14 protein-coding genes and 1 tRNA gene are annotated in these 15,924 nt (G+C 37.2%); 6 read left to right on the top strand and 9 right to left on the bottom strand.

All coding sequences use genetic code 11. From position 1 onward, the window contains the following. Position 1: 1 nt before the first annotated feature. Complete coding sequence (locus tag M9899_05940) at positions 2-1,396, bottom strand: bifunctional cytidylyltransferase/SDR family oxidoreductase (GenBank protein ID MCO5113697.1); 1,395 nt, start codon at positions 1,394-1,396, stop codon at positions 2-4. Positions 1,397-1,646: 250 nt separating this feature from the next. On the opposite strand from M9899_05940, the gene M9899_05935 reads away from it, so the two are divergent. The 4 genes from M9899_05935 to M9899_05920 are packed head-to-tail and all read left to right on the top strand — an operon-like array spanning position 1,647 to position 5,666. Continuing rightward, a complete protein-coding gene (locus tag M9899_05935) occupies positions 1,647-2,693 on the top strand; it encodes an N-acetylneuraminate synthase family protein (protein MCO5113696.1) in 1,047 nt (348 codons plus the stop codon). Continuing rightward, positions 2,693-3,832 (top strand): UDP-N-acetylglucosamine 2-epimerase, encoded by a 1,140-nt coding sequence (gene neuC, locus M9899_05930; protein MCO5113695.1) that lies wholly within the window; start codon positions 2,693-2,695, stop codon positions 3,830-3,832. Before M9899_05935 ends, neuC begins: the two co-directional genes overlap by 1 nt. Beyond that, positions 3,825-4,529 (top strand): acylneuraminate cytidylyltransferase family protein, encoded by a 705-nt coding sequence (locus tag M9899_05925; protein MCO5113694.1) that lies wholly within the window; start codon positions 3,825-3,827, stop codon positions 4,527-4,529. Before neuC ends, M9899_05925 begins: the two co-directional genes overlap by 8 nt. Further along, positions 4,530-5,666, top strand: a complete 1,137-nt coding sequence (locus M9899_05920) for a polysaccharide pyruvyl transferase family protein (GenBank protein ID MCO5113693.1) — start codon at positions 4,530-4,532, stop codon at positions 5,664-5,666. Positions 5,667-5,681: 15 nt separating this feature from the next. On the opposite strand, the gene M9899_05915 is transcribed toward M9899_05920, so the two are convergent. The 5 genes from M9899_05915 to M9899_05895 form a co-directional block, all read right to left on the bottom strand. Further along, positions 5,682-7,109 (bottom strand): hypothetical protein, encoded by a 1,428-nt coding sequence (locus tag M9899_05915; GenBank protein ID MCO5113692.1) that lies wholly within the window; start codon positions 7,107-7,109, stop codon positions 5,682-5,684. Positions 7,110-7,291: 182 nt separating this feature from the next. Continuing rightward, positions 7,292-8,326 (bottom strand): hypothetical protein, encoded by a 1,035-nt coding sequence (locus M9899_05910; GenBank protein ID MCO5113691.1) that lies wholly within the window; start codon positions 8,324-8,326, stop codon positions 7,292-7,294. A gap of 69 nt (positions 8,327-8,395) precedes the next feature. After that, positions 8,396-9,850, bottom strand: a complete 1,455-nt coding sequence (locus M9899_05905) for a hypothetical protein (protein ID MCO5113690.1) — start codon at positions 9,848-9,850, stop codon at positions 8,396-8,398. A gap of 439 nt (positions 9,851-10,289) precedes the next feature. Then, positions 10,290-11,222: a hypothetical protein gene (locus tag M9899_05900; GenBank protein ID MCO5113689.1), complete on the bottom strand. Its 933-nt coding sequence runs from the start codon at positions 11,220-11,222 to the stop codon at positions 10,290-10,292. A 24-nt stretch (positions 11,223-11,246) separates the two neighbouring features. Continuing rightward, positions 11,247-11,323, bottom strand: a tRNA-Arg gene (locus M9899_05895). Positions 11,324-11,556: 233 nt separating this feature from the next. On the opposite strand from M9899_05895, the gene M9899_05890 reads away from it, so the two are divergent. Next, positions 11,557-12,081 (top strand): TIGR03546 family protein, encoded by a 525-nt coding sequence (locus tag M9899_05890; GenBank protein ID MCO5113688.1) that lies wholly within the window; start codon positions 11,557-11,559, stop codon positions 12,079-12,081. A 1-nt stretch (position 12,082) separates the two neighbouring features. Further along, positions 12,083-14,056, top strand: a complete 1,974-nt coding sequence (locus M9899_05885; protein MCO5113687.1) for a TIGR03545 family protein — start codon at positions 12,083-12,085, stop codon at positions 14,054-14,056. 26 nt (positions 14,057-14,082) lie between these two features. On the opposite strand, the gene M9899_05880 is transcribed toward M9899_05885, so the two are convergent. From M9899_05880 to rplQ, 3 genes are all read right to left on the bottom strand, one after another. After that, positions 14,083-14,481 (bottom strand): hypothetical protein, encoded by a 399-nt coding sequence (locus tag M9899_05880; protein ID MCO5113686.1) that lies wholly within the window; start codon positions 14,479-14,481, stop codon positions 14,083-14,085. 116 nt (positions 14,482-14,597) lie between these two features. Further along, positions 14,598-15,068 (bottom strand): TlpA family protein disulfide reductase, encoded by a 471-nt coding sequence (locus tag M9899_05875; protein MCO5113685.1) that lies wholly within the window; start codon positions 15,066-15,068, stop codon positions 14,598-14,600. 371 nt (positions 15,069-15,439) lie between these two features. Further along, positions 15,440-15,916: a 50S ribosomal protein L17 gene (gene rplQ, locus M9899_05870; GenBank protein MCO5113684.1), complete on the bottom strand. Its 477-nt coding sequence runs from the start codon at positions 15,914-15,916 to the stop codon at positions 15,440-15,442. Positions 15,917-15,924: the final 8 nt, after the last annotated feature.

Here is a 15,924-nt window from a genome sequence, read left to right as displayed (position 1 = left end):
CTCAGGGCTGTCTTTTAACATCAATCACAAGACCTGTTTCTTCCATACATAAAATCTTGATAGAAGCTTTAGCAACATCCACCGCACTTAGCAAAGTCATAGGATCTTCTTTACCAAAAGCCGCAATTCTCATCGGGGTCAACGTTCTTTCTGGGCTAACACAATTTACATTAACACCAAAATCACCCCATTCTTCAGCCAAAGCTTGCACAAGATTGACTATCGCCGCTTTACTGGAGCTGTACAGACTATAAAACGCTCGACCGTATGTATAAGAGCTTGATGTAAACAAAAGAAGCCCACCAGAACTTTGACTTAAGTATTGAAATCCCGCGTAAGCAATATTAACTGCTCCTAAATAGTTTATGGCAATTGAATTATGAATATCTTTGTAATCCATTAACGCCAACGATTGTTTCGGCAGAATACCCGCAGTATTTATAATAAAATCTATTCTTCCTTCTTTAGCATTGATTTCTTTTAAAGCAGCCTCTACAGACTCTATGGACGCAATATCACAACCTGTTTTCCTTGATATAGGATAAGACTTAACTTCTGCATTTTGTAAAATATTTTGAATCTCTTCGCCAATTCCACTTGTTCCGCCAAAAATGACAACCACTTTATCTTTTAAACCTTCTAAACATTTAGAAAATCCTTCATCCAAATTTGAGGTTGTCACCAAGTTCCTCTTCATTTGAAAAAGCTTATCTAAAATAGCGAGGTCTTCGTTATAGGTTAATTTGTGATTGTAAGAGCTTCCTTCCACTAAATATATTTTCTCTTCAGGTAGATATTTCATAACAATACCACAATCATCTGTAAAAACCTTATTAGGGTCCTCAATAGCTTTTTCATAGGCTTTCTTAATAACATTGTAGCGAAAGCCTTGTGGGGTTTGTCCATTACGCAGCTTAGATCTATCTAAAATTCTACCTATATAGTTATTTGAATCATCAACCTCAACAATCGTATCAACAGTGTTGATAACCACATCCACACAAGAATTTTCCGTCAGGGCTTTAACGACTCGTTCAACAATAAATTCATCGACTAGAGGGCGAACAGCATCATGAAAAATTAAATTTAGCTCCTCATTACTTGACTCATTTCGATAAGCACTAATGGCAGCCCAAGAGGATTCCCAACGCTCTCTACCACCTAGAATGATTTTTTTAACTTTTTTGTATCCCTCTTTATGAACTAAAGCTTCAATTTCAGTATAGCTATCTGGACTAGTTACAATGGCAATTTCATCAATAAATGAACTCACCTCAAAAGGCTTTATAGCGTGTGAAACAACAGGACGCCCTGCTAATTTTACCAATTGCTTAGGGGTATTAAAGCCACTTCTGACCCCAGAACCTGCCGCTAAAATTACAACTATATTTTTCAAAATAAGTTCCTTCTTAGTTGAAGATATATCCCGTATAAGCCCTCAATACTACATAAAGGCATATAGTTTCTATTGAACTCGGCAGACTTAACGCTTCGCGTCGTTTCGTGTCACGGTACCGATTTTACACAAATTCTACTGGAAATTTTCCATATATTTGCCAGATAACTATACTGCTTGTGCTTACAATGTAATATACAAATATTTGAATTTCCATAGTAGATTCATCTTAAAAAGCACTAGGAGCATTATGAACTACCCTCATTTTTTTATTGGTGATCGCCCCGTAGGGTATGCATACCCGCCAATTGTAATTGCTGAAATAGGTATAAATCATAACGGCTCTTTAGAAGTTGCAAAGCAAATGGTTGACGCTGCAATTTCTGGGGGCGCAGAGGTTATTAAACATCAAACACATATTATCGATGATGAAATGAGCACCCACGCAAAAAAAGTTATTCCTGGAAACTCCGATAAATCTATCTATGAAATAATGTCAAAATGCGCCTTAAACGAAGACGAAGAATACGAGTTGATGCAATATACACAATCTAAAGGCGCCATCTTTATCAGCACACCATTTTCAAGAGCTGCCGCTGATCGTTTAGCAAAGTTTGATATTCCTGCTTTTAAAATTGGTTCTGGCGAGTGTAATAACTATCCTCTAATTAAACATATAGCTCGCTTAGGCAAACCGATTATCTTAAGTACTGGGATGAATAATCTAGAGAGTGTCAGGAAATCAGTGGAAATTCTTAGGGAACACAAAACCCCATACGCTCTTCTGCACACAACAAATTTATATCCCACACCGTTTCACTTGGTTAGACTCGGAGCAATGACAGACTTAGCAAATGAGTTTTCAGACGCAGTTATTGGTCTTTCTGACCATACAACAAATAACTTAGCTTGTTTTGGAGCCGTTGCTTTAGGTGCATCTATTTTAGAGCGTCATTTTACGGATTCAATGGATCGGCAGGGGCCTGATATCATATGCTCTATGGATCCGACTACGCTTCGAGAGTTAATTGATGGTTGCAATATTCTGCAACAAGAACGAGGAGGCACAAAAAATAGCTTACTCGAAGAAGAACAGGTTACTAGAGACTTTGCTTACGCCACTGTCGTTACTATAAAAAGCGTTAAAAAAGGTGAGGCAATCACAACAGATAATATTTGGGTAAAAAGACCTGGAACAGGAGAAATTAAAGCCGAATTCTTCGAAACAGTACTTGGAAAGAAAGCAGCAAGAGATATCTCCAATGACGAACACCTTAGTTGGAAGGATATTGTTTAATGAAAAAACGAATACTATTCGTTACTGGAACCAGAGCCGATTTTGGAAAGCTAAAACCACTTATCAATTCAGTCAAATACTCTAACGATTTTGAATATCAAATTTTTGTCACTGGCATGCACACATTGAGTAAATACGGCAGAACACTTACTGAGATTGAAAAATCAGGGTTCGAGAATACATTTATATTTCTTAACCAAATTGAAAATGACAATATGGAAATTGTATTAGCTAATACAATCATTGGTCTAAGTCGATATCTTCACGAAAATCCCGTTGACCTTATTGTAGTACATGGAGATCGAGTCGAAGCCTTAGCTGGTGCCTCCGTCGGTGCATTACAGAATATCTTAGTTGCCCATATTGAAGGCGGAGAGGTCTCAGGCACAATTGATGAAATTATTCGACATTCTGTATCCAAACTCTCACATATACATTTTGTTGCTAATGAAAATGCAAAAAAACGTTTGCTGCAATTAGGAGAAGACAAATCTGCCATATTTAATATTGGCTCCCCTGATATTGATATAATGTTGTCCGATGACCTTCCCTCCTTGTCACAAGTAAAACGACACTATGACATAAAATTTGATGATTACTCAATTGCATTATTGCATCCAGTTACAACCGAAAACCAAGAAATTGCATTTAATAATGCAAAAATATTTGCACAAGCGTTGCTGGAATCAGGCAGAAACTATGTTGTTATTTATCCAAATAATGATTCTGGCTCCAATCATATTTTCAGAGCTTATGAGCTGTTTCAAAAAAACAGCAAATTTAAAATTTTCCCCTCCCTTAGATTTGAATATTTCTTAACCCTATTAAAAAATAGTAGATTTATTATCGGCAACTCTAGCTGTGGCATACACGAGGCCCCTGTTTACGGTATACCAACTATAAATTTAGGCACAAGGCAGAACCGTCGTTTTAAACATACGTCCATTGCCGACATTCCTTTTGAGAACAATCTTATACTTAAAACAATTGCTGAACATGGAAATAAACGCTTCCCAATCTGCCATCACTACGGATATGGAAAAAGCGCTGAACATTTTTTAAATACACTCAGTAATAACGTTTGGAATATCTCAAATCAAAAACAATTTATTGAACTATATCAAAACCCGTATGTATAAAAACAAAACAATTCTCGCGCTTATTACTGCCAGAGGTCAATCCAAAGGAATTCCAAGAAAGAACATAAAACAACTTGGCAAACATCCACTTATTGCGTGGACTATTGAAGCAGCAAAAAAATCCAAATATCTAGACGATATAGTCTTATCTACTGACGATAATGAAATCGCAGCCATAGCAGAACAATACGGATGTAAAGTACCATTTATTCGTCCAAACCACTTAGCGCTAGATACAAGCACAAGCATGGATGTTATTCTACACGCCTTAGAAGAAGTAAATAAACAATATGATTATTTACTTCTTCTTCAACCCACGTCGCCCTTTAGGTCATACCAAGATATCAATGGAATTATTGAGACAACCATTGATCAAAATGCTTTAATGTCTGTGTCTGTAATTAAACAACGTAAGCCCCCTCAGTACTCATTTATGATATGCGACAACAAGCTTAAACAAATTATACCCAGTACAACTCAACTGCGAAGACAAGATTTCCCATTAACCTATGAACACAATGGGTCACTATACCTTTCTGACACTAGTTTTTTAAAAAAGGAAAAAAATTATCTTAACAACAAAATAATCCCATTTATAATGGAAGGGCTCGGAGCCTCTGTTGATCTAGACACAATGGATGATTGGCTTTATGCAGAATTTCTAATAGAAAAAAATCTAATTAACATAGAGAATTAAATGACTAATATTTTACATATCGCTTCATTTTATGGAAATATTGGCGATAACGCCAGTCACATAGGATTCGAAAAAATATTAAAAGAAAATCTTACATATTTTAAAAAAACAAATCTTGAAATTCGAAAGTTTTATAAAAATTACCAAGAAGCTGATCGCATGGAATTCAATTCCGCGTTCATTGATTATATAAATACTTTTGACCTTTTTGTAATTGGTGGGGGTGGGTTTTTAGATTATTGGTTACCTGAAAGCGCTACAGGTACAACTATTGACATCAGTAGAGAAAATCTAAGTCGGATTAAAATACCAACTTTAATCACTAGCGTTGGATGCCACCCACATAAAGAAATACCTGATGGAAACATTGAAAAATTTAGAAGTTTTCTAGATGCATCCTTTGAAAATGCAAATATTCATATTGCCCTTCGCAATGATGGTTCAATTTTGAATTTAAAAAACAACATCGGTTTCAAGTATTTCGAAACTATTCCAGAGATACTAGATCATGGCTTTTTTTATACTAGTTCAGAGTCTAAACAAATACTAAAATGCGAAGAGCCATATATTGCTATAAATGTGACTGCTGACCAACTAAGCATGAAAAGCTCTCGCCGAACAGCCTTTGATATTCATGAATATTTAATAGAAATGCGACAAATACTAGACTACGTTATTAATATTTTAAAAATGAAAGTAATCTTTGTTCCACATATTTTCAGCGATATCGAAGCTATATGCGATATAATAAAGCCACTAAGTGGTTATAAATATCGATCCAATATTTTTATTGCACCACTTTTACAGGGCAACGATGGTACTAATATTTTGTTCTCTATTTATCGAGACAGTGCCGCAGTAATAGGAAGTCGATTCCACTCAAATGTATGCAGCCTAGCAATGGAAAAGCCCGTACTTGGCTTAGGGATATTAGACAGAGTGCACTATTTATTTACAGATTTAAATATAGAACATCGTTGCATTGATATTAATTCAAATTTTTCCGATAAGACACTTATAGCTTTAAATGAATGTCTTGCTAATAAGCAAAGTCCTTATCTAGAAGATTTAAAGAAAAAAAAGCTTCAAACTGTATCCTTTTATAAAAAGATATTTTCAATCTTAAACATGAAATAAACAGTATGTTTATCTTTATAAACTTATTTCTACCTTCTTATCAAGACCACCGTTCACCGCCTCACAAATACTACTTACAACACACTTTGCATTTTCTGCATCGTCATATTCTTCGACCATAGCTTTATAAGCGCTATTTATAACTCCCTTGTGCAAGTATTTTGTTAATGCTGAAAAGCCTTGCTCAAGACTTTTCCTTTCAATAGAACTTGATAGCTCCATTTCATCTATACTAACAATATCTCGGACCTTATATACACCACTTAGGTCCTGATACCAAACATCACCAAATAATAGAACCTTCTTTCCCATACGTAAGGCTTCCCAACCCGCAGTTCCTGTTATTGTTGCAATAAACTTGGAATATTTAATTAAATCAAAGGTATTAGAATGAACATCAACAATTTGCACATTTGGTATTGTTGCCAGCCTATAATAAAAATCATCTTCTCTCATAAATAAATTTTGCTTTGGATTTTCTTTACAATATATAATCCATTCTTTAGGAATCATGGATCTCAATTTTTCCACTGCATTTATTTGGTCAGCATATTGCATGCCCAAGCTATCAGTTGTCATTTCTGGTTGCAAGTGCAAGGGGAAATATACATATTCTCCTTCAGATTTGAACCGCACAGTTTTACTATAATCTCTAGTAAGTGGAAGCCTTTGAAAACTCCTATATAAGCCATGAAAAGTTTTTTTATATTTATCAGGATTAAAAATCCACACCAACGCAAGTGTTCTTAAAATAGTTTTAGAAATATTTCTTACCCTTAAATTAAATATAGTTTTACGATTCACAACGGTCTTCATGTAATGCGGCGATTTCACTTCGGGAATTACAAGTGTTTTCTCTTGCTTTGTTGTCAACATATTTTGTCTCTCAAAAAAAGTACCAAAACTCGCATTTTTAGTAATCCAAAAGCAGTTAGAAAATTGACTTTGATGACAGGCGATACACTCTAAACCCATTTCTTTAGCTAGCAAAAACAAAATAACTAGGGAGCCCTCGTGTGGAATCTTTGAACAAATAATACTTGTAATCTTATATTTAACAATAATATCTAAGTAATAATACAGCGACTTGTAAATATGATTATACATATCTACCCATCCCCATCGTGGTATTACAGAAAATCTTTCACCTTTATCTCTAATATAAAATCGACTGTATAGCCCATCTTCAATCAATAACTTAAAAACCTTTTGAATAAGATTTTGATATTCCACATTATTTAAATATTCTTCACGAGCAGGCCATTCAAATTTTGCCCACCTCATGACATCAAAATCCATAATACGCTGATCTTTATTTACTTTTTTTTTATATCTCGCATAATTTCTAAGGTAGAAGAATTCTGGCTGCATCCCCTGCGCTACAAATTCATTATAAATATCTAACTCAAAGTCTACCAATATAAATCTGTCCGCCTTATCCATTCCCAACCCCATTTTTGATGCCATGGCGGACACAATATAACAGCACTATAAATCTATAACTGCCTTTAACTCATCGCATATAAATAAGTAGCTAATTTCAATTCAAGTATAGAAATACGTGCCAGATCCTTCACGTGACACATAAATAAGCCTTAGAGCAATGTGCTTTTTTCGCCCAAAGCTTACACCATCACTTTCATAAACTCCCGAATTCCATCACCATATTCAGCGTCCCTACTCGCACCAATAAGTGATACTTTAGCTGCTGACTTATTAAGCTTAATTAACAAAAGAGAAATAGACGGGGCCATATAATAATTGAAGGATCTTTCCTCACCAAAGACAAAAAAGCACTCATCTGGTATCCCATTGGGAACAAACTTGAGTCCATGCCCAATATCTTGCTCTTTAATAATAATCTTGCCTTCAGAATGGTTTTTTATAAAAAACTTATGAGGGTACTTTTGCCCTGCAAATTTATGCAGCAGCTCTACCCTTATACCTGTAATTTCCTCTGCATTTATAATCTTTGGCAAAAAAATCAGAGTTTCGCGTTCAGTAAGATCAAAAAATTCTTCAAATTTTTCATTAAATAAAGACGCTGAAATATTTCTTAAATACGTATTAAAGAGGGCTTTAGCTTGAATCAGATTCACACGAGTCAGTTGCTTATATGATTCAAGCATAGCTTCAGGCTTTAAGCAGAATAATCCATCATATTTGCGCAACTGTCCCACTTGCACTAAGTCTTTTAGAAAAAAACCATATTTTAGTTTTTTAAAAAAATGCATTACAGCTGAGGTTTTCTTTTGAGCTGACGGGACAAAAAAGTTCATTTCATCTTGAACCAGAAAGGCTTTATCGGCCTTTTTCATAACCTTACTACTGATGTACTGGCTTTCCACCGTACGATCATCAAAAAAATAATACGAACCTGGTTCTTTTTTCTTCTTTAATTTTTTAATGACTGATTTTATCCTGCGCCCATAAACTTTGTCATCTTTTGCATCCCTTTTGGACCTCACTGGTCTCTCGCAAGGAAAACTCACTGTTATACCCATCTCCTGCATTTGGTTTCTAAAGAAATAAAGAAACTCTTTGTCTTGATTAGATCTTTTCAGATAGATAATGTGACTGTCCTTAAGTTCTTCTTGAACAATGACGGCCAATGATAAACATAAATTATTATGAGACCCTGCTAAAAAAAAATGCGCCATAATTTGAGTATGGCGCACTTCTAGTAATTGTGAAACAATCTACACAAATATTATATTAAAGTCCTATTTTTACTTCACAGCCAGTAATGACATCTGCAAACGTAAAGAATCTGACAATGTGAATATCTCAAACAGATCATATTTCATAAGCACTGACGTAGGGACTAGCTTATAGGCTTGGTAGACTGTCGAAGCAGGCACTCTGGCTGTGAGGTCTTTAGCATTAGTTTTGGCAAACCCCTTTACTACTGTTGCCAGTTGCTGCCTTCCCCCTTCAAGGTGTTCCCTAGCGTAGGCTTTCCATGCCTGCCCAGATGTGGCTCTATTAGACATCTCTTTGACCATTTGTGAGTAGTATTGTGTAGGTGCCGTAAATGTAGCTGATTTGGCTAACTTAAGAATATTGGGCACAGCACCCGTACCTATAATAAAGGCCATCAGCAGCTGATGAGCCAAAACCGAATTTAAATGTGATAAGTTCGAAGGGTCTACAAGTCCCGTTCGGACTAAAGGACTGATCCTGTCAATTTCAATCAAAGTATGTGCAACCATCACAGTCAAAGTGCCTAGTCCCAACGCTCCACAAACCCCCATGATCAAGGGTGCTGCCTGAGGTACAATAATACTGGTCGCAACACATCCAACTAGGGCCCAAGTCATGGCGTTCGTAAATTTATCCACAAAAGCTGTAAATAAATTTTTTCTTGCCAAGGCAAACGCACTTAATTTTTCATAAGATGCAACCATGTCAGGATTTTTTGCTAAAACTTGGCTGACCATTACAGGGAACATCATAGTGTCCACCACATTATCATCGGCAATAGCCTCTACAGTCTTTCTGCTTTTGGCTAAATTATTCAAAAACGCATTCATCTTGTCTACTATGGCTCGTTCAGAAAGCTCCGATTCTCGTCTCCCTACTTCTGCAAACATCACTTCATTAAACATAGGAATTGCGGCAAGCATCTGGTTCATTTGCACTTCATAATTATCAATAGCCATAAGTTCTAAATTATAATCTGTGTGATAATCTTCTCTGTAATCTTTCCTTTGACTAATGCCAAATTGATTTTTGAACTCTTGTTTGGTTTTATTATCATCTTCTATAATTTTAAAAATCCTGTTCATTTCAGCACGGCCATACTCGCCCCATGTTGTAAATCTCATTGCAGGTAAGCCAGCCATCGGGGATAAAAACGCCAGGTCTTGCACCTTAATAGATTCGTACATGTTTTTATTTCTTAAAGCAGTTAGGGTTCTAAATTTGGTGTGAAGTCTGCGAATCAGATTCAAAAGTTCTTGTTTGCTGTCAAAAACCATAGCAAAGGGAAGGTTTGAGCTATCTATCACATGAAATTTAGCATCACAGATATTGCGCTCTATACACGCTTTAAAAGCTTCAGTCACTTCAGTCTGATCTTGGACATAAGATAATGTCTCTTGTTTAACGGCTTTTAAAAAAGCCATATCTTTTGCATTTAAGCTGATCTCTGAAGCCGCATACACCTGCTGGCCCATTGTCACAACAGCCCACAAAATAAATATGTATACCTTGAAAACCACTGCACGTCCCATTTTTATCAGATCCTCCAAATAAAATCTTATCTGATATAGAGCAGGGCCTGTGCCATATTTGATCTTGTAATTATTGCTGACTTAAACGTAGCGCCTGAAGATTAAAATGATCGCGACAAAATAGCGGATAATTTTTTCTCTGTAATAAAGGAAAAAGCTTTGGACCTTTTTGGTCTCTTAGGTTTGATATTTATTCTTTTTTTAAAGCTAAAAAGAATTTTGACGGACTAAAATCAAGGATTTTACTAAATTTTGTGCCCATTCTTATCTAAAAACCCTTATATACAGCCTCTAATCCAGAATAAAAGCTAAACATGACAAAAAATGTCGTAGATTTTTTTCAAATTACGCTTACCTTATTAAAATATTCTGATTTTCGGGCGTTACTTTAAGGAAGTACGAATTCAAAGTCCAACGGATCTCTTTTGGCTTTCCACCTGCGATGAATCCAAAGCCATTGTTCTGGGGCATGCATAATAAGTTTCTCGATAGCATGTTGATAGTTTTGAGTATTTAACCACTCTTCTTTTTCCCATCTGGCTTCAGCACTTAACGTAGAATCAGTGACATGAATATATGGCAACTCTGGTAACAGCACGATATCATGATATCCGTCATCTGCACGCACAGCACACATGGGAATGATCTTACACTGGGTCTCTTTAGCTAGTTTGGATAAGCCACGAATACTTGCTGCTGGGACTCCAAAAAAATTAACTCTGATCCCTTTTTTGCCAGGCATGTGCTGATCCACCATAAACCCAACAAAACGCCCTTCCCCAAGATCCTCAGCCATTTTTTGTAGCGTTCCACCCGTATAGATGATCTTAAGTGCGGTTTCTTTACGTCGAGACTCAACCAGAGCTTGTGATATTCCTCCCGACATTTTTTTTGCAATCACAGAAACTGGAAAGTCTCTTGCCGATACTCCACAGGCAAACAACTCCCAATTGCCAATATGAGCACTGATAAACACAGCACCTTCTTTACTCCGCCTTAAATCTTCTAAAAACGCTAAGTCCTTCGGCGATATTCTTAACTCTTTAAGAATATCTTCTTTGGATAAAGAAAAATTCCGAACAATTTCTAAAAAAGAAATTCCGACATTCTCAAATACTTTTTTATGAAACTCTTCTCTCTCATCCTCACTCATGGTTTTTGCAAAAACCAAATCAATATTATTGCGAACTATTCGAGTCCTAAATCCTATTAAACGTAAAAAACGCCCAAAGCCTTTGCCTAGCTTTAGAAACCAAGAGTACGGGAGCTGATATAAACACCACGAGAGCATAAACAGAGGCAAGAGCAATACTTTAGCCAAAAAATACTCTCCAGATGTTGAAGATGGTGATGGCGGCAGGAGTCGAACCTGCGACCCACAGCTTAGAAGGCTGTTGCTCTATCCAACTGAGCTACGCCACCATAGAGTCGTAAAAACAAAAAACTAATGAATTAAGGCCTTTATAGCAAGGCAAATAATTGTTTAAAACTCTCATTTTGCATTGCAGAAATCAAGATTTTTAAGACCCCAGCACCCTAAAATCTCTCCTACCACCCAAAGTGCAGGCGTTTTAATCAAAACTCACCAAGCATCACAATAGCCAAACGCTTTAGCCTCTATTCAACGCAGCTCAACTGGTGCTACAATTTCATTCATGTTTATCATTCGACAACTCATCAAACTTATTAGGTTATTACATCAAAATGAAGGGGCCTTCTTATTGGCCTTTGGATTCAGCCTCGGAATCTTCACTGGTTTCTGTGGTTGGGTTTCAGCCCTAGGGGTCACCAGCGCTTTGATTGCTCTATTTTTCAGAGTTCAACTGGGTGCTTTCTTCTTGGGCTCCGCATTTTTTGCCCTCGTCTCCCTGCCTCTAATTCCCACCTTTCACAAAGTGGGCAAGTTTTTACTTGAGATGGAAGCCCTTAAACCACTCTGGACCACCATGTACGAGCATCCTATATTTCATTGGCTTAAATTCAATTATACCATCACAGCAGGGGCCACTCTGGTGTCTCTGGTGGTATTTCCTATTGTTTTTATTATGGCTTATACCCTTGTGATCAAATACCAAGAAAAGGTCCTCACGCGCCTTAAGCAGACTAGGCCCTATAAGGCTTTTATGAAATCATCTTTAGTGTTGCTGTACATCAAATACCTAGATCAAATCGAGGCTTAAAATGGCAAAAACAAAAAAACGTAAAGGCATTTTTAGAACAGAGGCCATCTTACTACTCGCCCTCATTTTTGGACTCTTAGCCGTTTATTACTTCTGTTTTTTAAATTTACACATCAAATACATCTTAGAAAAATCCATGACCAAAGCTTACGGAGCCGAAGTCAATATTGGCAGTCTGAAGCTTGATCTTGCCAAACCTAGTTTAGAAATTTTAGACGTGGATTTCACCAACCACGAAAAGCCCATGGAGAACTTATTTTCTATTGGAAAACTTGCCATTGAGCTGAACCGTAAAGACCTGATGTTCATGTCGATCACCAGCGACAATGCTTATCTTGAGGGCCTAAAGGTCAATTCTCCCCGCAAGAAAAAGGGGTATGTGTCTCCTGAAAGCCAGCGTTTGATTTCTATTTCTACAGACTTTAAGGGCAGCAAACAGCAGGCCTTCGACAAGAAATTTGAAGGAAGCATCTTTGAAAACCTTTATAATTTTTCAAAGAACAAAGACTACAATCAGGAACTGAAAAAGATCTCCCAGGACCTGAATCTTAAAAAACTCGAAGACGACTACAAAAATCTTTTGGACAAAAAGAAACTCAAAGCCAAAGAGATTCAGTCCCATTTTAAAAAAGAAAAGTATGAAGGCCTTATTGCTCAGGCCAAAAAACTCAACCAAACTCCCGACACCAGTGCGGAATGGATGACTGCACTTTCCGCCACCAAAAAGTTAGTCACAGAGGCCAAGTCCACTCGCGATGAGCTCAAAAATTTAAAATCTGACATTAAGTCTGAACTTGACGATATAAAAAACATCGAAGCCAGGCTGCAAAAAGACATTCAAAGTAAACTCTCTGAAGTGAAAGCTAAATTTAAATTTCCTGACATCAGTCCAGCCAGCTTTTCACAGGAGTTTTTTGGCAATCTATTCCAAACTCGTTTTTATCTGATCCAACACTGGATCACTCAAGCTCGTAAAAACTCTGAAAAGGCCGTCGAAGATCGCCTTGGCAGTAAAGCCACAGATGCCTTACGTGGCCAACTTGAATCTTCAGCCCGTACTGACACTGCTGCCACCACCGAGGAAGCTACCACAACTTTAGAAGCAGAATACAAAACTCTTCTTAAGCAGACCATTGCCGAAACTGGAGAGTACATTCACTTTGGCAAACATATTCGTCCCAAATTATGGATTAAGAAATTAAATATTGATGGCAAATCCAAAACCCACCAAGACTTACAAAATTTTAAAGGCCATGTTTTAAACATTGCTGACAACCAAAAAACCATTGGTAAGCCCCTTGAGATCTTCTTACGCGGAGATATTCCTCAGCATAAATTTGAAGATATAAATATTGATATTAAGCTCAACCATCACCTGCAAAAAATGGGTGAAAGCTTTAATGTGTCGGCTTGGTATCCCATCAGTTCATTTAAAATTTTTAATGACTCTTCTTTAAAATTGTTTCTTGAACAGGCTTCTGTTCATGGCGCTCTTAAAGGGAGCATCGCAGAACTCCAACTCTCTGATTTTGGGTTCTTTAATCAATTCAAAGATGCAAAATTTCTTTTTGAAAGCAGTAAGACGGATATTCAAAAGATCCTTCAGCCCATCTTTGCAAATTTGCCTAACTTTAATGTGGATGTGTTCTTAAAGGGAAATTTCCTTGATCCTGATATGCTGATTAAAAGTTCCCTAGGACAAAAGGTCAGCGACGGCATCAAAGGACATTTTTCTGGAGAGATTGAGCAGGTTCAAAATCAAGTCCAAGCTCTGGCTGACAACTCGTTGAAATCCATTCAAACCAAGTACATTAAACCCTACTTAGGAGACGTAAATCTTTTAGATAAAGAAAGCCAAAACATAGATCAGCTACTACAAACTGAACTTCAAAAATTAGAAGCAAAAATTAAAGACGAACAGGTAGATAAGATCAAAGATAAGGCTAAGGACGCATTAAAAAAACTGAAGTTTTAAATCGCGCCCTAATAGCCAGAAAAATTTTAGCGAATACGAACGTCAACCGATGGGAAGGTCACTTCTACATCGTAGGCATTTAAACCTTTCTTTTGAGCCTCGGCTTGGATCATATCTTTTAGGTTAACCTTATATGTAGGATATAAAAGTGCTTCACAGTAATCAGGGTTTGGAGTCACATCAAACACTTTCACTTCAAATACGTTACGGCTAAAGTAATCGTTGGGATCTGCAAGTTTGACTAGTTCTACACTGATGCGTGTTTCATGAGTCGCACAGCCACCACCTATACGGTAACCCACCGTGAGGTCTTGTCCATCAAACAACAATGTATTTAATCTTGTGATTTCATTGATTGTTTCTTGCGCACTTGCAGCCATTGAAAAGCCCATAACAGTAAATGCAATTAAAATTAGTTTTTTCATATTTTCCCCTCTGTTTTTGTTTGTACCCGAGTGCATACCATAGTGCCTCAGCTCCAGGTCAATCCACTGAAGTGTGCGTAACAAAAATATAACGAGAAAATTATTAACCCATAAGGTCAATCTTGATCAGTTAAAAACTTAAAGTAGTTCACAATCGTGTCAGAGGCCCAAGCCTCTATGCCCGAGACCTTTTTATCGACCTTAAAGTCTTTTTTGATGATGATAGATTCTGGCAGCACCTCAGTGCCGTACATGCGGGTGATATCCCCGTCAGGGTCCCAACCAAAGGTGATCTTGCCTCGTGACTCAGGAAAGGCTCGTATAAAGCCCTCTGCGTCCTCCTGTTGATTGTCACGGCTTATTGCTATCACAACTACCCCTGGCACCTTATTCACTAAGGAGATCAAGTCTGGGAACTCTTTAATACAGGGCTCACACCAACTGGCCCAAAAGTTTAAAAGGATCACTTTGCCTTTATATTGTGAAAGAGCCACTGGCTTGCCATCGATATCAGATGCTCCCACACCCTGTTTTGCAAAGGGATGGATCACTTTAAATTCAAAATCTGGTGCCCCTGAGGCTTGCATCTGCTTTAGCTTCTCTAGCGAAGACAAGGTAGAATCTATGCCTTTATAGCGTTTAGCATCCATAGACTCTTTAACAAACTTCATGACGGCATATCCACCCACCGTTGCAAAGATGAGGAAACTTAAAACCCAAATGGCCAACTTACGTGTTGATTTCATAAAACATCCCTTTATCGTGCACTTTTACACTTCTATCCCAAACTAGTGCGTTGTGCATTCTGCCGTTCTATCAAAGACTACAGGAAGATTCAAAAATAAAAAAAACGCGCTCTTTTAAGCGCGTTTTTTGTTTTATCGTGCGATCACCTGTTATGTTCTGCACTCTAAAAATCACAAGCAACACCTCTTAGAAGACGTGGTACTTTGTTAGATTATCGGTTCACGATTCTAGATTTTTCTTGAATCTTTCTTTTTCTCTTTCTAAGAGTTGTGGCCTTCTTAGCTGTAACCTCTTTTTGAGCCGCTACATCCACTACCTTTTTATCAGCAGGATTGTAATCTACAAACTCAATGTAGGCCATCGGAGCACTGTCACCAGTTCTTGCACCCAATTTAATAATACGTGTGTAACCACCTGGACGATCTTTAAATCTCTTAGATAGATCATTAAAAATGGTCTCTACAGTATTTGGGTTAGGGTACTTTTGTAAAACCACTCTTTTTGCATGAACTGTGTTCTCTTTGCCTTTAGTGATGGCTCTTTCAACTTTACCACGAATCACTTTAGCTTTTGTTAAAGTCGTTTTGATACGACCGTGCTCAACTAAAGCATCTACTAGACCTCTGATCAACGCTTTACGTGGACCAGGTCTTCTTCCAAATGAGTTTTTAACTACCTTATGTCTCATCACTTACC

It is taken from the genome of Pseudobdellovibrionaceae bacterium (assembly GCA_023954155.1).
In the GTDB taxonomy this organism is placed as follows: Bacteria; Bdellovibrionota; Bdellovibrionia; order Bdellovibrionales; family UBA1609; genus JAMLIO01.
This window is presented reverse-complemented; position numbering and strand designations above follow the sequence as displayed.